Raw genomic sequence first — 19,442 nt, 5'->3', positions numbered from 1 at the left:
AGCTGAGGTTGATGACCGTCGCGATGAAGGCTGCCCGCAGCGGCAGCGCCCGGTCGTCCCTCAACCTCCGGGTCTCCGGCTGACCTGACGCCTCACCTCGTCCTGTCGTCGGCCGGGACCCTCACACCCAAGGGTTTCCCACGTTGTCCGACAACGACATCACCGACTCCACCGACATCAACGACAACACCGTCTCCACCGAGGCGCTGCACGACGCCTTCTTCGCCCTGCACCACGGTCTCCCGCGGCAGGGCCCCGGCTCCGACGCCACCACCCGCCGGCTGCTCGCGCTCGCGGGCCCGCTGCCCGAGCGCCCGCGCGTGCTCGACCTGGGCTGCGGCCCCGGCCGCTCCGCCCTGCTGCTCGCCGCCGAGGCGGGCGCCGAGGTGACCGCGGTCGATCTGCACGAGCCGTTCCTGGCCGAACTGCGGGCGGCCGCCGCCGTACGCGGGCTCGACGACCGCGTCCGTACCCTCCGCGCCGACATGGGCGCGCCGGCCGAACTGCCCGACGGGTCCTTCGACCTGGTCTGGGCCGAGAGCTCGGTCTTCGTGCTCGGCTTCGACCGGGCGCTCGCCGAGTGGCGCCGGCTGCTCGCGCCCGGCGGCACGCTCGTGCTCACCGAGTGCGTGTGGACGAGCTCGGAGCCGGCGCCCGAGGCCCGGGCCTTCTGGGAGGAGCACTACCCGCTCCGTAGCGTCACCGCGAACGCGGCGGCGGCCGTCGCGGCCGGCTACCACGTCCTCGGCACCGTCCCGCAGCCCGAGAGCGACTGGGACGAGTACTACGGCCCGCTCGCGCGGCACGCCGACGCGGCGGACACCTCCGTGCCCGGCATGGCCGAGGCCGTCGCGGCGGCGCGGGCCGAGATCGCGATGCGGCGCGCGCACGGCGGCGACTACGGGTACACCGGCTTCGTGCTCCGGCCCGCCGACCCGCGCTGGCGGACCCGTGAGGAGACCGCGGCGGACATCCCTCTCGTACGGGCGATCAACGCGGCGGCCTTCCCCACCCCGGAGGAGGCGGGGCTCGTCGACGCCCTGCGCACCGACGGGGACGCCTGGCTGCCCGGCCTCTCGTACGTGGCGGAGGCTCCGGACGGCACGGTCGCCGCGTACGCGCTGATCACCCGGTGCCGGGTCGACGGCGTCCCGGCGGCGGCGCTCGCGCCGGTCGCGGTGGCTCCCGAGCACCAGCGGACCGGGGCCGGGCAGGCCGTCGTACGGGCGGTGCTCGACGCGGCGCGGCTGCGCGGAGAGCGGCTGGTCCTGGTGCTCGGCCATCCGGGGTACTACCCACGGTTCGGCTTCGCACGCGCGTCCGCGTATGGAATCCGGCCACCCTTCGAGGTCCCGGACGAGGCCATGATGGCGCTCGATGTGGAGGGTTCCGGCGCCGTGGCCAGGGGCACGATCACGTATCCCGCGGCTTTCGGGGTCTGACGAGGTCGCCGCTCCCGTCGCACCGGGGTGTACTCCGGTGCGGTGGGAGCGGCCATGTCCGGCCTCCGAAGTACGGACAAGCCGGTTTTGTACGGCAGACTGAGGTGGCCCGCGAGGGCCAGGACCGAAACCGAAGGATGGGTATGCCGACCACATCAGCCACCGTGGCTCACAACTCGTCGAACGGCGTGCGGCCGACCGAGGCCGAGGCGCCGATCATGCTCGAACTGGTCGACGAGAACGGCGTCACGATCGGCACGGCGGAGAAGCTCTCCGCGCACCAGGCGCCGGGGCAGCTGCACCGCGCGTTCTCGGTCTTCCTCTTCGACGAGGAGGGCCGGCTGCTGCTGCAGCGGCGCGCGCTCGGCAAGTACCACTCCCCCGGCGTGTGGTCCAACACCTGCTGCGGCCACCCCTATCCGGGCGAGGCCCCGTTCGCGGCGGCCGCCCGGCGCACCTTCGAGGAGCTGGGCGTCTCGCCCTCGCTGCTCGCGGCGGCCGGCACGGTCCGCTACAACCACCCGGACCCGGCCTCGGGCCTGGTGGAGCAGGAGTTCAACCACCTCTTCGTCGGCCTGGTGCAGTCGGGGCCGCGGCCGGACCCGGAGGAGGTCGAGGAGACCGCCTTCGTGACCGCGGCCGAGCTGGCCGAGCGCCACAAGGCCGCGCCGTTCTCCGCCTGGTTCATGACGGTGCTCGACGCGGCGCGCCCGGCGATCAGGGAGCTGACGGGTCAGGCCGGCGGCTGGTGACCACGGCCTGAGTCTGCGGCTGGGGCTGAACCTGGGGCTGGGTCTGGACCGTCGGAACCGGGGTCTGGACCTGGCCCTGAACCTGGACCTGGGCGGCGGCCTGGACCTGGGCGGCCTGGGCCAGGGGCCCGACCGGGGCCTGACCCGGCACGAACGGGTTGAGCGGCAGCGCCGCCCAGATGATCTTGCCGCCGCTCGCGGTGTGCTCGACGTCGCAGGCGCCGCCGGCCTCGCGGGCGATCTCCCGGACGAGGAGCAGCCCGCGGCCGCCGGTCTGGCCCCAGTCGGCCTCCAGGGCCTTGGGGCGGTAGGGGTGGTTGTCCTCGACGGACACCCGGACCCACTCCGCCCCGATGGCCACCTCGACCGCTATCTCCGGGGAGAGCAGCGCGGCGTGCTTCACCGCGTTGGTGACCAGTTCGGAGACGATGAGGAGCAGTCCCTGCACGGTGTCGTCGTGCACCGGGACGCTCTGCCGGACCAACAGGTCGCGGACGGCGTGCCGGGCCTGCGGCACGGACACGTCGACCGCGGGAGCGGTGAAGCGCCAGACCCCTTCGTAGGACGGTGGCCGGGCGGGGACGCTCCCGCGGCTCTCCATAGTCCGGCTCCCGCCCTCGTGCTCGATTGTCGCCACGGGTCGAGTCTTGGGAATCCGGCACCGCACCTCGGGATACTGACCAGAAGTCGACAGATATCGACCGGTTCCTGATCGGGTGAGTATGCCAACGTCAGTTGTTCGACTACTCCTGATCCCCCGCTGACGCCTTCGTCGTCGGCGCCGTTGGTGTGACCATACTGACGATACGGCGTCCCCCGACACCCATCGCGATCAGGCCGAGGCCGTCGAAGAGCAGCGCGAGCGAGAAGAACACCCCGAGCACGTAACGGCTGCTGTCGGGCCAGTCGAAGAGCACCAGGAGGCCGAGCAGCAGCCCGAAGGCGCCCTGCAACAGGGTCCAGCCGAACTGCGGCCCGCGCACCACCACGCTGCCCACGAGCCGGAACAGACCGCCGGTCAGGAAGAGCAGGGCGGCGAACATGGTCAGCGCCTCGGCCGAGCCCTCCGGATGCCGGATCACCACCACACCGGCGGCGATGTTCAGCGCCGCGACCACCGCCGCGAGCCAGAAGGAGCCGGTCCCGCGCGACGCGATCGCGTGCAGCAGACCGACCACGCCACCGATCAGCAGCAGCCAGCCGAACAGCAGCATCGAGGTGAGGGTGGCCGCCCAGGTGTAGATCAGACCGACGATCCCGCCGATGACGAGCAGCACACCGAGCGCGGCGAGCCACCCGAAGCTGCGGCTGAGCCGCTTCCCCTCACGGGCCAGGTCCTCCATGGGCCGGTCCCCCGTGCGGTGGCCCTCGGTGGGCCGGTCGTCCGTGGGGTGGTCCTCCGTGGGCCGGTCCTCCGTGGGCGGCGGGTCGGGGGTGTCCTCGCGGGCCATGGGCGTCTCCTCCTCGCACCCCCTTCTTGATCGTACGTAGCGGGCCCCCGGATAGCATCCGGCGCATGGAGCCGCAGCTGACCGTGAACATCGCCGACGAGGTCGCCACCCTCGTCATCGCCAACCCCGCCAAGCGCAACGCGATGACGGCGGACATGTGGCGGTCCCTGCCCGGGCTGCTCGCCCCGCTCGCCGCCGACCCGGCGGTGCGCGCGCTCGTGCTCACCGGCGCGGGCGACACCTTCTGCGCCGGGGCCGACATCTCGGCGCTGCGTGAGCCGGGTGACGAGCAGCAGTCCCTCGCCGTCCGCGCCGAGGAGGCACTCGCCGCCTTCCCGAAGCCGACCCTGGCCGCCGTGCGCGGCTACTGCGTGGGCGGCGGCAGCCAGCTCGCCGCCGCCTGCGACCTGCGGTTCGCCGAGGAGGGCGCGCGCTTCGGCGTCACCCCGGCGAAGCTCGGCATCGTCTACCCCGCCTCCTCCACCCGTCGCCTGGCCGCCCTGGTCGGGCCCTCGGCCGCCAAGTACCTGCTGTTCTCGGGCGAGTTGATCGACACCGAGCGGGCGCTGCGCACCGGCCTGGTGGACGAGGTCCACCCGGTGGGCGAACTCGACAAGCGGGTCGCCGAGTTCACCCGTACGCTCGTCTCCCGCTCGCTGCTCACCCAGTCCGCCGCCAAGGAGTTCGCCGACGGGCAGACCGGCCGCGACGAGCACTGGGCGGAGCAGGCGCGCGGCAGCGGCGACACCGCGGAGGGGGTCGCCGCCTTCCTGGAGCGGCGCGCGCCCCGGTTCACGTACGGGCGCTGAGCCGGCCGCTAGCCGAGTTCGTCCGTGGAACGGCCGCGCCACTGGGCGACGATCTCGGCCGGGGCCTTCTCGGGCGAGCCCGCGTCGTACGGCGGCTGCGGGTCGTACTCGGTGAGCAGCTGGATGGTCTGCGCGGTCGCGTCGCCGCCGATCCGGCCGAGGAGGTGGAGCGCCATGTCGATGCCGGACGAGACGCCGGCGGCCGTCACGTACTTGCCGTCGAAGACGACGCGCTCGCCGGTGGGTTCGGCGCCGAGCGCGCTCAGCTCCTCGTAGGCGAGCCAGTGGGTGGTGGCGCGCCGTCCGGTGAGCAGTCCGGCCGCGCCGAGCAGCAGCGAGCCGGTGCACACGGAGGTGGTCCAGGTGCTGGTCGCGTCGGCGGTGCGCAGCCAGTTCTGGATCTCCGGGTCGTCCTTGGCGGTACGGGCGTCCGGGCCGCCGGGGACGAGCACGATGTCCGGGCGCGGGACCTCGGCGAGGGTCTTGTCGGCGACCAGGGCGAGGCTGCCCTGGTCGTTGCGGACCGGTCCGGCCTCCTTGGCCACGAAGACGGTCTCGGCGCCGGGGAGGCGGGCGAGGAGCTCGTACGCGCCGACGGCGTCGAGCGTGGTGAACCCCGGGTAGAGCAGGACGGCGATCTGCATGCTGTGCGCTTCCTTTCAGCTGACGGGTGCGTGGTCTCGTACGGGTGCGTGGAAACGGCGGCGGTAGTCGGCGGGCGCGGTGCCGAGCGCCTTGACGAAGGCGCGGCGCATCGCCTCCGGGGTGCCGTAGCCGGCGGCGCGGGCGACCTCCTCGACGCCGTGCGCGGTCTCCTCCAGGAGCCGGCGGGCGTGTTCGAGGCGGATCCGGTCGACGTAACGGCCGGGCGTGACGCCGGTCTCGGCCCGGAAGGCGCGGGCGAAGTGCCGGGGCGAGAGCCGGGCCCGGGCGGCGAGGGACTCGACGGACAGGTCGCCGTCCGGGTGCTCGGCGATCCAGGCCTGGAGGTCCCTGAGCGGTTCGCGGCGGGCGGTCTGGGCGGCGAGCTGGGCGCTGAACTGGGCCTGGTTGCCGGGTCTGCGCAGGAAGACCACCAGATGGCGGGCCACGGTGAGCGCGGCCTCGCGGCCGAGGTCCTCCTCGACCAGGGCGAGCGCGAGGTCGATGCCCGCGGTGACGCCCGCGGAGGTGGCCACCCGCCCGTCCCGTACGAAGATCGGCTCGGGCTCGACCGTGACCGCCGGGTGGCGGCGGGCGAGCAGCTCGCAGGCCGACCAGTGGGTGGTCGCCCGGTGCCCGTCGAGCTGTCCCGCCGCGGCGAGCAGCAGCGCTCCGGTGCAGACGGAGACCAGGCGTTCGGCGTCCGGGGCGTGCGCGCGCAGCCAGGCGATCAGCGCCGGGTCGGGGCGGCGGGTGCCGCCACCGCCGGGGACCAGCAGGGTGTGCGGCGGCCCTTCGGCGACGGCCTCGTCGAGGGAACCGTCGGGCAGCAGGGTCAGCCCGCTGTCGGTGCGCACCGGCCCGCCGTCCAGCGAGGCGGTGCGTACGGGGCAGGCGTCGGGCCGCCCGACGGCCCGGGCGGCACCGGTGAACACCTCGACGGGTCCGGTGACGTCGATGCTCTGGACGCCGTCGAAGAGGACGACGAGCACGGGGCGGCGCTGGCTCATGGCTCCATCCTTCGCCGCGCCCGGCATGGCCGCAATGACGCCGACCCCACCTTTCCTGCCATGGTGATCGGCCCTGGCCGAAGCCGGCCGGTCGGGGATTCCCGGCGTACCGGCCGGTAGGTAGGGTGCGGATCATGACGACTCTGCCGCCGCTCGCCGGCCGCCGCTGCGCCCACCCCGTCAACCTGCTGCACGCGACCCTGTTCTTCTCGCCCGACCTGGACGCCGAGTTCAAGGGCCTGGGCATCGAGGACACGAGCGCGATACGGCTGGCCACGCGCAGCGCGCCGCTCGGCGCCGTCGGGGCCGGAACCGTGGCCGCGGCCTTCTACAACTACGAGCACGCGTTCCTCGCCCGGCATCTGCCCGCCGTCTGGGAGACCGCCTCCCCCGCCGCCGTCCTCGACGCGCGGCTGCGGGCCGTGGACGCCACCTATCGGCGGCTGCTCGGCGACGAGGCCGTGGCCTCCGCCGAGATGGCCGAGGCCGCCGAGCTCGCGCTGCGCGCCGCCGAGGCGTGCACCCGGCACGCCCGTCCGCTGTACTCGGGCAACGCCGACCTGCCGGTGCCGGACGCGCCGCACCTGCGGCTCTGGCACGCCGCCACGCTGCTGCGCGAGCACCGCGGCGACGGGCACGTGGCGGCCCTCCTGAGCGCCGGGCTCGACCCGGTGGAGGCGCTCGCCAGCCACACCGCCACCGGCAAGGGCATGGCACCGCGCTGGGTCCTCGGCACCCGCGGCTGGGGGCGCGCGGACTGGGACGCGGCCGTGGCGCGGCTGACCGAGCGCGGGCTGCTCGACGCCGAGGGCGAGCTCACCGAGGCCGGCACGGCCCTCCGGGAGGCCCTGGAGGTCGAGACCGACCGTCTGGACGCCGCGCCGTACGCGCACCTGGGCGCGGCGGGCACGGCCCGGCTCACCGAGCTCGCCAAGGGCTTCCTGGTGACGGCGGCCGGCGCGGGCGCGTTCCCGGCGGGGCTCACCGGCAAGGGCTGAGGCACCCCGGAGACCCCGGAGAGAGGGCAGGGCGGGTCGGTTGCCGCGTACGGGTGACCGACCCGGCAGAATGCATCCGCAAGCTTGAGGCACGAGAAGGCGGGTCGGACATCGTGACGACGTCCATCGAGGCAAGGATCGCCGAGGAGCTCGGCGTACGCGAGCGACAGGTGAAGGCGGCCGTCGAACTGCTCGACGGCGGTTCGACCGTGCCGTTCATCGCGCGCTACCGCAAGGAAGCGACCGAGATGCTCGACGACGCGCAGCTGCGCACCCTGGAGGAGCGGCTGCGGTATCTGCGCGAGCTGGAGGACCGGCGCTCCGCCGTCCTCGACTCCGTACGGGAACAGGGCAAGCTGACGCCCGAGCTGGAGGCGCAGATCCGGGCCGCCGACACCAAGGCGCGCCTGGAGGACATCTATCTGCCCTTCAAGCCCAAGCGGCGCACCAAGGCGCAGATCGCCCGCGAGGCCGGTCTGGAGCCGCTGGCGGAGGGCCTGCTCGGCGATCCGACGGTGGAACCGCTGGCCGCCGCGGCCGCGTTCGTCGACGCCGGCAAGGGCGTCGCGGACCCGGCGGCCGCCCTGGAGGGCGCGCGGGCCATCCTCGCCGAGCGCTTCTCGGAGGACGCCGACCTGATCGGCGAGCTGCGCGAGCGGATGTGGGGCCGGGGCCGGCTGGCCGCGAAGGTGCGGGAGGGCAAGGAGGAGGCGGGCGCGAAGTTCGCCGACTACTTCGACTTCGCCGAGCCGTTCACGGCGCTGCCCTCGCACCGCATCCTGGCGATGCTGCGCGGCGAGAAGGAGGACGTCCTCTCCCTGGACCTGGAGCCGGAGGAGCCGACGGACGCCCCCACCTCCTCGTACGAGCCGATCGTCGCCCACCGCTTCGGCGTGGCCGACCGGGGCCGGCCCGGCGACAAGTGGCTCCTGGACACCGTCCGCTGGGCCTGGCGCACCCGGATCCTGGTGCACCTCGGCATCGACCTGCGGCTGCGGCTCCGCACGGCCGCCGAGGACGAGGCGGTGCGGGTCTTCGCGGCGAACCTGCGCGACCTGCTGCTCGCCGCCCCGGCGGGCACGCGGGCGACGCTCGGCCTCGACCCCGGTTTCCGTACGGGTGTGAAGGTGGCCGTGGTCGACGCGACCGGCAAGGTCGTGGCCACCGACACGATCTACCCGCACGTGCCGGCCAACAAGTGGGACGAGTCGCTGGCGAAGCTGGCCCGGCTCGCGAAGGAGCACGCGGTCGAGCTGGTCGCCATCGGCAACGGCACCGCGTCCCGCGAGACCGACAAGCTCGCCGCCGAACTCATCGCCAGGCACCCCGAGTTGGCGCTGACGAAGGTGATGGTGTCGGAGGCCGGCGCCTCGGTCTACTCCGCCTCCGCCTTCGCCTCGCAGGAACTCCCGGGCCTGGACGTGTCGTTGCGCGGCGCGGTCTCCATCGCGCGGCGGCTGCAGGACCCGCTGGCCGAGCTGGTGAAGATCGACCCGAAGTCGATCGGCGTCGGCCAGTACCAGCACGATCTGTCCGAGGTGAAGCTCTCGCGTTCGCTCGACGCAGTGGTCGAGGACTGTGTGAACGGCGTCGGCGTCGACGTCAACACCGCCTCCGCGCCGCTGCTTTCGCGGGTCTCCGGCATCGGTGCCGGGCTCGCCGAGAACATCGTCGCCCACCGCGACGCCAACGGCCCCTTCCGGTCCCGCAAGGCGCTCAAGGACGTGGCGCGGCTCGGCCCCAAGGCGTACGAGCAGTGCGCGGGCTTCCTGCGGATCCGCGGCGGCGACGACCCGCTGGACGCGTCGGCGGTGCACCCGGAGGCGTACCCGGTGGTGCGGCGGATGGTGAAGACGGCGGGCGGCGAGGTCGCGGCGCTCATCGGCAACACGGGTGTGCTGCGCTCGCTGCGGGCGAATGACTTCGTCGACGAGACCTTCGGTCTGCCGACGGTCTCCGACATCCTGAAGGAGCTGGAGAAGCCGGGCCGCGACCCGCGCCCCGCCTTCAAGACGGCCACCTTCAAGGAGGGCGTCGAGAAGATCGGCGACCTGGTGGCGGGCATGGTCCTGGAGGGCGTCGTCACCAACGTCGCCGCCTTCGGCGCCTTCGTCGACGTCGGCGTCCACCAGGACGGCCTGGTGCACGTCTCCGCCATGTCCAAGACCTTCGTCAAGGACCCGCGGGACGTCGTCAAGCCGGGCGACGTGGTCAAGGTCAAGGTCCTGGACGTCGACATCCCGCGCAAGCGGATCTCGCTGACGCTGCGGCTGGAGGACGAGGCGGCCGCGTCCGCCTCCGGCGCGGAGCCGGGTGCGCCGAGGCGCGGCGACCGGGGTGACCGCGGCGGCCGCCCGCCACAGCAGCGCCGCGGCGGCGGTGGCGGCGGCGGTGGCGGTCGTGACCGCGACCGCTCCCAGGGCGGCGCCCCAACCCCCGCGAACAGCGCGATGGCGGACGCCCTGCGCAAGGCGGGCCTGCTGAACGAGGGCGGCTCGGGCGACCGGCGGGGCCGCGGCAAGCGCTGACGCGCCCGGGGAACGGTGCGGGGCCGGCACGCTTCCGAAGGGAAGGGTGCCGGCCCCGGTCGTTTCACGGCGGGTGCTCTGTCGGTCAGCCCGCCGCGCGGTACGCCTCCGTCAGCTTCGTCACCGCACCCACCACGTCGCCGCTCAGCAGCAGGTGGTCCGCGTCGGCGAAGGGCTTCGCCGAGCGCTCGGTGATGTGGCCGCCGATGCGGTCCTGGACGATCAGGCGGGCGCGGAGCGCGAGTTGGCGGGCCGCGGGGGACTTGGACTGGCCGGTCTTCTGGAGGGCGCGGGCGGCGAGGGCGAGCGCGCGGAGGGCCGGTTCGCCGCCCTGCGGGGTGGCGCGGAGGGTGGTGAGGCCCCAGCCGTACGGGAACTGCGGGTCGTACGACGCGTCGCCGACGTTCAGCGGGAGCTGGGTCTCCGACTTCGGCCAGCTGACCGGGAGTTGGCCCGTGAAGGGCTTGCGGCCGTAGAGGACGTCGGCGACGCCGTCGCCCTCCGTGCCGGGCAGCCAGGACGCGACCAGGGCGTCGATGGCGGGCAGCCGGTCGCCGAGGAGCTGGGGGCGGCCGGAGACGACGAGGACCGCGCAGGGCATGGCGGCGCAGACCCGGTCGACGGCGGCCTGGTCGGCGGCGCTGAGCTTCAGGTCGTGGCCGTTGCCGACGTCGCCCATGCCCTCGGCGTACGGCGTCTCGCCGACCACGACGACACCCACGTCATGGCCCGCGGTGGGCGCGGAGGCGTCCTTGGACCAGGTGAGCGTGGCGCCGGGGTCGGCGGACTTCTTCATGGCCTCCAGGATCGTGGTGCCGGTGGTGGTCCGGCCGGAGGCGCCCTGCCAGGTGACGGTCCAGCCGCCGGCCTGGTTGCCGAGGTCGTCCGCGTTGGAGCCGGCCACGTACACGTTCTGGGTCGGCTTCAGCGGAAGGACACCGCCCGCGTTCTTCAGGAGCACCTGCGAGGCGGCGGCCGCCTCGCGCGCCACCGCGCGGTGCTCGGCCGAGCCGACGCCGGCCAGGTTCGCGGTGTCCGCGTACGGCTTCTCGAAGAGGCCGAGGCGGAACTTCTGGGTGAGGATGCGGGCGACGGCGTCGTCGATCCGGGCGGTCGGGATGCGGCCCGCCTGCACCTCGGCCACCAGGGTCCGGGTGAACTCCTGGTAGTTCGTCGGCACCATGATCATGTCGAGGCCGGCGTTGACCGAGGTGCGGACGTCGCTCGGGTAGTCGCCGGGGATCTGGTCGATGGCCTGCCAGTCGCTGATGACGAAGCCCTCGAAGCCCATCCGGTCCTTGAGGACGCCGTTGATCATCTCGGCGTTGGCGTGCATCTTCACGGGACCCTGGTCGTCGCCGAGGATGTCGAGCGAGGAGTACGAGGGCATGACGGTGCCCACGCCGTGCTTCACGGCCTCGGCGAAGGGCGCGAGGTGCACCGCCTCCAGCTCCTGACGGGTGACCCGGGTGACACCCTGGTCGATCGTGTACGAGCCCGTCGTCGACGACCCGAACTCCGTACCGCCGTCGCCGACGAAGTGCTTGGCGGTGGTCAGCACCTTGTCGTTGCGGTCCAGGTCGCGGCCGTCCCGCGCGCCCTGCATCCCGTCGATGACGGTCTCCATGGCGTTGACCAGCGCCGGGTCCTCGCCGAAGGACTCGTAGGAACGGCCCCAGCGTTCGTCCCGGGTCACGCACAGGCAGGGTGCGAAGTCCCAGGGCACGCCGGTGGCCCGGACCTCCTTCGCCGTGACGGCGCCGGTGCGGGCGGCGAGGCCGGGGTCGCGTCCGGCGCCGATGCCGATGTTGTGCGGCATGATCGTCGAGCCGATGACGTTGTTGTGCCCGTGCACCGCGTCCACGCCGTAGATCAGCGGGATCTGCAGCCGGGTGGCCCGGGTGCGCAGCTGGTACGCGTCGACCATCCGGGCCCAGGCCTCGGCCGTGTTCGGCGTGGGCACCGAGCCGCCGCCGGAGAGCAGCGAGCCGAGGTCGTAGCCGGCGATGTCGCCGGGCGAGCGCAGGGCGTTCCGCTCGGCCTGGGTCATCTGGCCGGCCTTCTCCTGGAGCGTCATCCGGGAGAGCAGGTCGGCGACCCGCTTCTTCACCGGCAGCCGCGCGTCCAGGTACGGCAGTCCGTGCGCGTTCACCGCGACGACCGGGGTCTCCGTGGGCGCCTTCGCGCCGTCGACCGTGAGCTTCACCGGGATCGTCTCGGCCTCTTCACCGGACCCGTCCTTCAGGGTGGTCACGGTGATCGAGCGGGTCGTCCCGGAGGGCGTCCCGGCGGGGAAGACGAGGGTGCCGCTGACCGGCGTGTAGTCGGTGCCGGGCGTCGCCGGCCCGCTGTCGTCCGTGGTGTACGCGACGGTGACCGGCTCGCCGGTCGGCTGGGAGGCGGTGGTGGCGACCGAGACGTCGATCCGGGCGGTGCCGCCCTCGTCGACCGGGTGCACCACCGCGCCCGTCACGACCCGGGTGTTGAGGGCCGGGTCGGCCTTGCCGTACAGCTCGACGCCGTCGAGGGCGAAGCGCCCGCCGGGCGTGCCGGTGGGCAGGGTGACCGCGTAGCCCCACATCCTGTCGAGGCCGAGGACCTGGTCGATGCCGCCGACCGGCTGGTAGTCGGCGCGGTAGTGGAAGTCGGAGAAGGGGATCTCGACGAGGTGCCAGCCCTCCCAGTCGTCGGTGAAGGAGGTGGTCCAGAGCTCGGAGGCCTCGCCGTTGGCGCCGCCGTCCTTGATCTCGAAGTTGATCCGCTTGCCGGAGCCGGGCGGCAGCGGGGCGGTGTTCTGCCCGTACCACCAGAAGCGGATGCCCTTGTACGCGGTCCAGTCCTGCGCCGGCCGGTCGAAGGCGAAGTCGTGGGTGAAGCCGCCCCACCCGCTGATGTCGTAGCGGCCTTCGAGCACCTTGGCGCCCTCGGGGGCGTCGGCGCGCTCGGCGAGGCTGAGCGCCGGGTGGTCGTCGGCGTCGCTGCCCCAGGTGAACAGACCCTCGGCAGGCGGCCCGGCGAAGGGGACCTCGCCCTCGAAGCGGTCGACGGCCCGGGGCGCCGGGTCGGCCTCGGCGGCGGAGGCGGCGGACGCGGCAGCGCTCGGGACGGCTCCGGCGAGCAGTCCGGCGAGGACGGTGGTGGCGAGCGCGGCGGCGCTCGCCCTTCTTCGGTGGCGCGGGTGCGGCATGCGGGCTCCTCTGAGGAGGGGTACGGGGGGTGCGGGGGCGGGTGGCTGCTGGTGCGTCAGGACGGCTGGTGGGTCCACTTCTGGTTGGCGGCGCCGGTGCAGGTCCAGATCTGGGTGCGGGTCCCGTCCGCCGAGCTGTTGCCGGTGACGTCGAGGCACTTGTTCGCCGCCGTGTTGACGACGTCGTGCGTCGTGGCGTTGTACGACCAGCGTTGTGCGCCCGTGCCGTTGCAGGTGTAGAGCTGGACCTTGGTGCCGTCTGCGGTGCCGGCGGCGGTGACGTCGAGGCACTTGCCGAGGGCCCGGATGCTGCCGTCGGCGGCGAGGGTCCACCGCTGGGCGTCGGTGCCGTTGCAGGTGTAGAGCTGCACCGGGGTGCCGTCGGCGGTGGCCGCGCCGGCCACGTCCAGGCACTTCCCGGCGAGACCCGTCAGCGGCCCGGCCGGCGCGCTCGCCGTCGTACCGGACCAGGTGAAGGTGGCGGTGGTGCGGGCGGGCAGGTTGTACGTGAAGGACTGGCCGCCCCAGTCGACGCGGACGGACTGGGCGGAGGCGCCGCCGTTGTGGGCGATGAGGGCCTTGGAGCCGTCGGGGTTGCGCCAGGCGACGTTCTGCACGGTGGAGTCGGCGGTGGAGGCGATGCGGTACGCGCCGGGGCGCACGAACTTGGTGAGGTGGCCGGTCGTGTAGTACTCGATCGTGTAGTCGACCTGTCCGGCCCGCGGGCCACCCTCCTGGACCGTGATCAGCCCCGTACAGGTGCCGCAGCCGCCGTTGTGCGGGCCCATGTCCTGGTTGAGCGCCAGGCTCCACTTGGTCAGGCTGCTGCTCCAGTTGCGGGCGTAACTGACGATGTCCTTGAGGTCCTCGTTGTGCTGGTTGCCGATCCAGGTGCCGCCGGAGTGCTCGGTGCTGAACTGCTTCACGGTCGGGTACTGGTCGTGGACCTGGGTGCCGACGGCCGGGTCGCCGAAGTAGCCGTGCCAGGCGATACCCCCGAAGAGCGGGTCGTTGCGGACGCCCGTGTCGTTCAGGACGCCGGAGCCGAAGTTGGCGTAGTCGCCGTAGTTCCAGTCGTGCACGAGGACCTTGGTGGTGATCCCGGCGGCCCGGAAGGCCGGGTAGACGTGGTTCTTGGTGAACTCGACCAGACCGGAGGGGTTCCAGCTCATGCCCGGGTAGTTCATGGCGGTGGGGTTGCTCGCCTGGCAGCAGTTCGGCTCGTTCTGGACGGAGAGGTAGTCGACCTTGACGCCGGCCGCCTGGTAGCTCTGGATGTACTTCACCAGATACTGGGCGTAGAGCGGGTAGTACTCCCACTTCAGCCAGCCCATCTGGTCCATCCGGCCGTTGTCCTTCATCCAGCCGGGTGCACTCCACGGCACGGCCTTGAGCCGGAGCGCCGGGTTGAGCTGCTTGGCCTGGACGGTCAGCAGCCGCACGTTGGTGTCGTAGCCGTTGGTGCCGAAGTCGGCGAGGTCGCAGCAGGTGTCGTCGAGCGAGACGTTGCCGGGCCGGGAGAGGTCGGAGGCGCCGATCGGGTTGCGGACGAAGGAGAGGCCGATGCCGTCGGTCGGCGAGAACAGCTTGCGCATCACCTCGTCGCGGGTGGCGGCGCTGATCGCGCCGCCGCGCAGGAGGTGCGCGGTGGTGTCGGTGATCGACGCGCCGCCACCCTCGAACTGCTGGTAGGTGGTGTTCTCGTCGACGGTGATGGTGCGGTTCGCGGTGCCGCCGGCGGGGCCGAAGGCGATCGGCGCCTGCGGGGCAAGTCCCCGCGTGACCGTACGGCCTCCGGCGTCGGAGGTGGTGGTCAGCCAGACGTCGACCCGCTCGCCGGCGGCCTCGGCGACGCCGGGACCGGTCATGACCAGGCCGCTCGCGAGGAGGGCGCCGCTCAGGAGGGCGGCGAGGCGGCGGGGGCGGCGCCCGGCGCGGGCGGTGCGGCCGGCGCGGGCGGTGCGGCCGGCGCGGGCGCCGAACCAGGACCTGCTTCTGTAGTGCACCTGACAGACCTTTCGATGGGGGCCCAGGCCTTCGGGCTTTCTTTAAGGTGTGAAGCTATGGAGGCCCCTCGTGCGCGTCAACCCCTCCCGCGTACAACTCCCGAACACAGAACACCGGTTGGGAGCGGATTCGGCCCAAGGTCTTGTCGGCTTGGTCCGGACCATGGCACTCTTCGTTGCCGTCCACGACCCTCCCCCACGTCGGCGGTGACAACGATGTCCGCACCCCCCTCTCGACGATCACGGCTTCTGCTTGCCCTCGGCCTCGGCTGCGCCACCGTGGCGGCCCTGGTCAGCCCCACGGCACAGCCCTCCGCGACCGCCGCCACCGCGGCGACGTCGTCGGCCACGGCCGAAGTCGGCGTCCAGGCCACCACGTTCAGCGACGAGTTCAACGCCCCGGCCGGCACGCCGGTCGACGGCTCCAAGTGGAATCTGGAGACCGGCGACAACGTCAACAACCACGAGCGGCAGTACTACACGAACTCCACCAGCAACGCCGTGCACGACGGCCAGGGCAACCTGGTCATCACCGCCCGGCGCGAGAACCCGGGCAACTACAACTGCTGGTACGGCCGTTGCGAGTACACCTCGGCCCGGCTCAACACCTCCGGCAAGTTCACCCAGACGTACGGCACCTTCGAGGCCCGGATGAAGATGTCGCGCGGCCAGGGCATGTGGCCCGCGTTCTGGATGCTGGGCAACGACATCGGCAGCGTCGGCTGGCCGCAGAGCGGCGAGATCGACGTCATGGAGAACGTCGGCTTCGAGCCGAACACCGTGCACGGCACCATCCACGGCCCCGGCTACTCGGGCTCCGGCGGCATCGGCGCCCCCTACTCGATCGGCTCGCCGTTCGCCGACGCGTTCCACACCTTCCGGGTCGAGTGGTCGCCGAACAAGCTGGTCTGGAAGGTCGACGGCGTCACCTACCAGACCCGGACGCCGGCCGACCTCGGCGGCCGTCAGTGGGTGTACGACCACCCGTTCTTCCTCATCCTCAACCTCGCCGTCGGCGGCTACTGGCCGGGCGACCCGGACGGCAGCACCCCGATGCCGAACACCCTGACCGTCGACTATGTCCGGGTCACCAACGACCAGTCGGCCCCGCCGACCGGCAGCGGCGGCCCGATCACCGGCCTCGCCGGCAAGTGCGTCGACGTGGCCGGGGCGAACACCGCCAACGGCACCCCGGTCCAGCTCTACGACTGCAACGGCACCGCGGCCCAGCAGTGGACCGTGAACGCCGACGGCTCGATCCGCGCGCTCGGCAAGTGCCTGGACGTCACCGCCGGGTCGACGGCGGACGGCGCCAAGCTCCAGCTCTACGACTGCAACGGCACCGGCGCCCAGAAATGGCGGGTCGAGGCGGCCAAGGACATCGTGAACGTCGCCGCGAACAAGTGCCTCGACGTCCCGAACAGCAACTCGGCGAACGGCACCCGGCTGCAGATCTGGACCTGCAACGGCACCGCCGCCCAGAAGTGGACCGTGGGCTGAGTTCCCGGACGCGGTGCGCGCAAGCGTGAAGGCCCGGTCGACGGCGGTCGACCGGGCCTTCACCATGACCGGCTCGGCTTACGGGACGAAGCGCAGCGCCCACTCCGCCCGGTTCGCCACCGTCAGGTCGGCGTCCTCCGTCAGCGGGCGCAGCAGGCGCTCCGCGCCCTTCGGGTCGGCCTGCACCAGGTCGACGATCTCCGCGGCCAGGCCGTCCTGGTCGTCACCGAGGTCGACGGCCGAGGCGCGGACCAGGACCGGGAGGCGGTCGGGGCCGCCGAGGGCGGCGATGAGACCGCCGAGGAGCTCCCGGCCGTAGGAGTTGCGGTCGGCGACCGTCCGGTCGAGCTCGGACTCCAGGCGCGGGAGCAGCTCCCGGTCGCCGGTCGCCGCGATCTCGTCGGCGAGGTCGATCGTCTCGTCGACATCGGCCTCGAGGTCGTCGAGCATCGCGACGAGGCGCGTCACGCGGGAGTCGTCGGTGGTCATCGTGCTGCCTCCTGGAAAGCGCCGTCCACGAGGACGGGGACGGCGGTCGACGCGTCGATCTCGGCGGCCACCTCCACGTCCTGCGGATAGCCGTACTCGTACAGTTCACGGCCCGACGCGCAGCCGTGCAAGGCGGCGACCGGGTCCTTCGTGGCGGTCCACAGCGTGGCCGCCGCGGTCGCCTCGGGGGTCAGGGCGGGCCCGGCGGTCTTCTCCTGGAGGGCGGCCAGGACCGCGCCCGCGCCGAGGAGGTCCTCCAGGGCGGGGCGCAGCGAGCCGTCGGGCCACCGCTCGCCGGAGGCGATGACGGCGACACCGGCCGGGGTACGTTCGCCGAGCCACCGGGCGACGGCGCCGGCATTGCGCAGCGAGGCGGCGACGACGGTCGCGCCGGAGCCCGCAGCCTCGGCGGCGATGGTGGAGCCGTTCGGGGACGGCAGCACCAGGCGCTCCGGGACCGGCGCGGCGCGCAGCGCGGCCGGGGAGAGCGACCACGGGTGCTCGGGGGTGGCCGCGCGGCGCCCGACGGCGAGGACGGCGTCCCGCTCGCGGGCGTACGCGACGGCGGTCTCGTCCCGCCAGCGGTACGGGTGGACGACGGCGCCGCGCTCCACGGCGACGCCGACGGCGGTCGTGAAGGAGAGCACGTCGACCACGACCACGTACGCGGCGGAGGAGGCGAGGGCCCGTGCCTCGACTGGGCCCCACCCGAACGAGACCGTCATCAGAGCTCGGTCACCTTGCCGTCCGCGACCTCGATGCGGCGGGTGGTGCGGACCGCGTCCAGCATGCGCCGGTCGTGGGTGACGAGCAGCAGCGTGCCGTCGTACGAGTCGAGGGCCGACTCCAGCTGCTCGATCGCGGGCAGGTCGAGGTGGTTGGTCGGCTCGTCGAGGACGAGCAGGTTCACGCCCCGGCCCTGAAGCAGGGCGAGTGCGGCGCGGGTGCGTTCGCCGGGCGACAGGGTGGTGGCGGGCCGCAGCACGTGGTCGGCTTTGAGGCCGAACTTGGCGAGCAGGGTCCGGACGTCCGCCGGCTCGGTGTCGGGGACGGCCGCGCAGAAGGCTTCGAGCAGGGTCTCGGTGCCGTGGAACAGCTTGCGGGCCTGGTCGACCTCGCCGACGACGACGCCGGGGCCGAGGGCCGCGTCGCCGGAGTCCAGCGGCAGCCGGCCGAGGAGGGCGGCGAGCAGGGTGGACTTGCCGGCGCCGTTGGCGCCGGTGATGGCGACCCGGTCGGCCCAGTCGATCTGCATGCTGACCGGCCCGAAGGAGAAGTCGCCGCGCTTCACGGCGGCCTCGCGGAGGGTCGCGACGACGGCGCCGGAGCGGGGCGCGGCGGCGATCTCCATGCGCAGCTCCCACTCCTTGCGGGGCTCGTCGACGACGTCGAGGCGCTCGATCATGCGCTGGGTCTGGCGGGCCTTCGCGGCCTGCTTCTCGCTGGCCTCGCCGCGCAGCTTGCGCCCGATCTTGTCGTTGTCGGTGGCCTTGCGGCGGGCGTTGCGGACGCCCTTGTCCATCCAGTTGCGCTGCATGAGGGCGCGCGATTCGAGGCCCGCCTTCTTGTCGGCGTACTCCTCGTACTCCTCGCGGGCGTGCCGCCGGGCGGTGGCCCGCTCCTCCAGATAGGCCTCGTAACCGCCGCCGTACAGGGTGATCTGCTGCTGGGCGAGGTCGAGCTCCAGGACCTTGGTGACGGTGCGGGTGAGGAACTCGCGGTCGTGGCTGATGACGACGGTGCCGGCGCGCAGCCCCTGGACGAAGGCCTCCAGGCGTTCGAGGCCGTCGAGGTCCAGGTCGTTGGTGGGCTCGTCGAGCAGGAAGACGTCGTAACGGGAGAGGAGCAGCGAGGCGAGTCCGGCGCGGGCGGCCTGGCCGCCGGAGAGCCCGGTCATCGGCTGGTCGAGCCCGACGGTGAGGCCGAGCGAGCCGGCCACCTCCTCGGCGCGCTCGTCGAGGTCGGCGCCGCCGAGGTCGAGCCAGCGCTCCAGGCTGACGGCGTACGCGTCGTCGGCGCCGGGCGTGCCGTCGACCAGGCCCTGGGTCGCCTCGTCCATGGCGGCCTGCGCGGCGGCCACGCCGGTCCTGCGGGCCAGGAACTCCCGGACGGTCTCCCCTTCGCGCCGCTCCGGCTCCTGCGGGAGGTGCCCGACGGTGGCGGTGGGCGGCGAGAGCCGCAGCTCGCCGTCCTCGGGGGCGTCGAGCCCGGCGAGCAGCCGCAGCAGGGTGGACTTGCCGGCGCCGTTGACGCCGACGAGGCCGATGACGTCCCCGGGGGCGACGACGAGGTCGAGCCCGGAGAAGAGGGAGCGTTCGCCGTGGCCGGCGGCGAGGTTCTTGGCGACGAGGGTGGCAGTCATCAGGGGATGAATCCTAGGCGAGAGTCGCCAGGGAGTGTCGCGGTGGAGGTGGTGGTCGGCCTGCGCCCGGCGGCGCAGCCCGCCGAGCGTGGGCTGCGGGTGCGGGTGCGGGTAGTACGGGTGCGGATCCGGACGCGGGTAGTACGGGTGCGGGTCCGGACGCGGGACGCGCCGGGCAGGACGACCTCGGCGGTCGCGGCGGACCTGTCCTGGCCGGCCCGGGACCGGGACCCGTACGCGCGCGCCCGCCCCGGAGCCGTACGACT

Annotated in this window: 14 protein-coding genes and 1 pseudogene; 6 read left to right on the top strand and 9 right to left on the bottom strand. The window is 73.2% G+C overall.

Going from position 1 to position 19,442, the window contains the following annotated elements; translation table 11 throughout:
• The first annotated feature begins 158 nt into the window (after positions 1 to 158).
• Both JAO84_RS31405 and idi read left to right on the top strand, forming a co-directional pair.
• A complete protein-coding gene (locus JAO84_RS31405; RefSeq protein WP_370416919.1) occupies positions 159 to 1,442 on the top strand; it encodes a GNAT family N-acetyltransferase in 1,284 nt (427 codons plus the stop codon).
• Positions 1,443 to 1,585: 143 nt separating this feature from the next.
• A complete protein-coding gene (gene idi, locus JAO84_RS31400) occupies positions 1,586 to 2,194 on the top strand; it encodes an isopentenyl-diphosphate Delta-isomerase (RefSeq protein WP_370415863.1) in 609 nt (202 codons plus the stop codon).
• A gap of 154 nt (positions 2,195 to 2,348) precedes the next feature.
• Here the strand turns inward: idi and JAO84_RS31395 are convergent.
• A pseudogene (locus JAO84_RS31395) lies at positions 2,349 to 2,795 on the bottom strand (ATP-binding protein); the annotation flags it as partial.
• Positions 2,796 to 2,937: 142 nt separating this feature from the next.
• Complete coding sequence (locus tag JAO84_RS31390; protein WP_370416918.1) at positions 2,938 to 3,537, bottom strand: HdeD family acid-resistance protein; 600 nt, start codon at positions 3,535 to 3,537, stop codon at positions 2,938 to 2,940.
• Positions 3,538 to 3,710: 173 nt separating this feature from the next.
• On the opposite strand from JAO84_RS31390, the gene JAO84_RS31385 reads away from it, so the two are divergent.
• Positions 3,711 to 4,454 (top strand): enoyl-CoA hydratase/isomerase family protein, encoded by a 744-nt coding sequence (locus tag JAO84_RS31385; protein WP_370415862.1) that lies wholly within the window; start codon positions 3,711 to 3,713, stop codon positions 4,452 to 4,454.
• 8 nt (positions 4,455 to 4,462) lie between these two features.
• Here JAO84_RS31385 and JAO84_RS31380 read toward each other — a convergent pair whose 3' ends face one another.
• Both JAO84_RS31380 and JAO84_RS31375 read right to left on the bottom strand, forming a co-directional pair.
• On the bottom strand, positions 4,463 to 5,098 hold the full coding sequence (locus tag JAO84_RS31380; RefSeq protein ID WP_370415861.1) for a DJ-1/PfpI family protein: 636 nt from the start codon (positions 5,096 to 5,098) through the stop codon (positions 4,463 to 4,465).
• A gap of 15 nt (positions 5,099 to 5,113) precedes the next feature.
• Positions 5,114 to 6,106 carry a GlxA family transcriptional regulator gene (locus JAO84_RS31375; RefSeq protein ID WP_370415860.1) on the bottom strand — a complete coding sequence of 331 codons (993 nt, stop codon included), beginning with the start codon at positions 6,104 to 6,106 and terminating at the stop codon, positions 5,114 to 5,116.
• Between the two features lie 134 nt (positions 6,107 to 6,240).
• On the opposite strand from JAO84_RS31375, the gene JAO84_RS31370 reads away from it, so the two are divergent.
• Complete coding sequence (locus tag JAO84_RS31370; RefSeq protein ID WP_370415859.1) at positions 6,241 to 7,104, top strand: hypothetical protein; 864 nt, start codon at positions 6,241 to 6,243, stop codon at positions 7,102 to 7,104.
• A gap of 113 nt (positions 7,105 to 7,217) precedes the next feature.
• The gene (locus JAO84_RS31365; RefSeq protein ID WP_370415858.1) at positions 7,218 to 9,632 is read left to right on the top strand and encodes a Tex family protein; all 2,415 of its coding nucleotides are present in this window, start codon (positions 7,218 to 7,220) and stop codon (positions 9,630 to 9,632) included.
• 85 nt (positions 9,633 to 9,717) lie between these two features.
• Here the strand turns inward: JAO84_RS31365 and JAO84_RS31360 are convergent, their stop codons facing one another.
• The gene (locus JAO84_RS31360) at positions 9,718 to 12,819 is read right to left on the bottom strand and encodes a glycoside hydrolase family 3 N-terminal domain-containing protein (protein WP_370415857.1); all 3,102 of its coding nucleotides are present in this window, start codon (positions 12,817 to 12,819) and stop codon (positions 9,718 to 9,720) included.
• 56 nt (positions 12,820 to 12,875) lie between these two features.
• The gene (locus JAO84_RS31355; RefSeq protein ID WP_370416917.1) at positions 12,876 to 14,720 is read right to left on the bottom strand and encodes a ricin-type beta-trefoil lectin domain protein; all 1,845 of its coding nucleotides are present in this window, start codon (positions 14,718 to 14,720) and stop codon (positions 12,876 to 12,878) included.
• 321 nt (positions 14,721 to 15,041) lie between these two features.
• On the opposite strand from JAO84_RS31355, the gene JAO84_RS31350 reads away from it, so the two are divergent.
• A complete protein-coding gene (locus JAO84_RS31350) occupies positions 15,042 to 16,325 on the top strand; it encodes a lectin (protein WP_370415856.1) in 1,284 nt (427 codons plus the stop codon).
• A gap of 78 nt (positions 16,326 to 16,403) precedes the next feature.
• Here JAO84_RS31350 and JAO84_RS31345 read toward each other — a convergent pair whose 3' ends face one another.
• From JAO84_RS31345 to JAO84_RS31335, 3 genes are read right to left on the bottom strand one after another with little or no spacing between them, the layout of a single operon-like run.
• Complete coding sequence (locus tag JAO84_RS31345; RefSeq protein WP_265863148.1) at positions 16,404 to 16,814, bottom strand: hypothetical protein; 411 nt, start codon at positions 16,812 to 16,814, stop codon at positions 16,404 to 16,406.
• Complete coding sequence (locus JAO84_RS31340; RefSeq protein ID WP_370415855.1) at positions 16,811 to 17,539, bottom strand: 2-phosphosulfolactate phosphatase; 729 nt, start codon at positions 17,537 to 17,539, stop codon at positions 16,811 to 16,813. The genes JAO84_RS31345 and JAO84_RS31340 overlap by 4 nt, the downstream gene beginning before the upstream one ends.
• Positions 17,539 to 19,176 carry an ABC-F family ATP-binding cassette domain-containing protein gene (locus JAO84_RS31335; protein WP_370415854.1) on the bottom strand — a complete coding sequence of 546 codons (1,638 nt, stop codon included), beginning with the start codon at positions 19,174 to 19,176 and terminating at the stop codon, positions 17,539 to 17,541. Before JAO84_RS31335 ends, JAO84_RS31340 begins: the two co-directional genes overlap by 1 nt.
• Positions 19,177 to 19,442 lie beyond the last annotated feature (266 nt).

This window comes from Streptomyces fradiae (assembly GCF_041270065.1).
GTDB lineage: Bacteria > Actinomycetota > Actinomycetes > Streptomycetales > Streptomycetaceae > Streptomyces.
This window is presented reverse-complemented; position numbering and strand designations above follow the sequence as displayed.

Coding starts and splice junctions, on each gene's coding strand:
- idi (WP_370415863.1), top strand. CDS start 1,586: ATGCCGACCACATCAGCCACCGTGGCTCACAACTCGTCGAACGGCGTG.
- JAO84_RS31390 (WP_370416918.1), bottom strand. CDS start 3,537: ATGGAGGACCTGGCCCGTGAGGGGAAGCGGCTCAGCCGCAGCTTCGGG.
- JAO84_RS31385 (WP_370415862.1), top strand. CDS start 3,711: ATGGAGCCGCAGCTGACCGTGAACATCGCCGACGAGGTCGCCACCCTC.
- JAO84_RS31380 (WP_370415861.1), bottom strand. CDS start 5,098: ATGCAGATCGCCGTCCTGCTCTACCCGGGGTTCACCACGCTCGACGCC.
- JAO84_RS31375 (WP_370415860.1), bottom strand. CDS start 6,106: ATGAGCCAGCGCCGCCCCGTGCTCGTCGTCCTCTTCGACGGCGTCCAG.
- JAO84_RS31370 (WP_370415859.1), top strand. CDS start 6,241: ATGACGACTCTGCCGCCGCTCGCCGGCCGCCGCTGCGCCCACCCCGTC.
- JAO84_RS31360 (WP_370415857.1), bottom strand. CDS start 12,819: ATGCCGCACCCGCGCCACCGAAGAAGGGCGAGCGCCGCCGCGCTCGCC.
- JAO84_RS31350 (WP_370415856.1), top strand. CDS start 15,042: ATGTCCGCACCCCCCTCTCGACGATCACGGCTTCTGCTTGCCCTCGGC.
- JAO84_RS31345 (WP_265863148.1), bottom strand. CDS start 16,814: ATGACCACCGACGACTCCCGCGTGACGCGCCTCGTCGCGATGCTCGAC.
- JAO84_RS31340 (WP_370415855.1), bottom strand. CDS start 17,539: ATGACGGTCTCGTTCGGGTGGGGCCCAGTCGAGGCACGGGCCCTCGCC.
- JAO84_RS31335 (WP_370415854.1), bottom strand. CDS start 19,176: ATGACTGCCACCCTCGTCGCCAAGAACCTCGCCGCCGGCCACGGCGAA.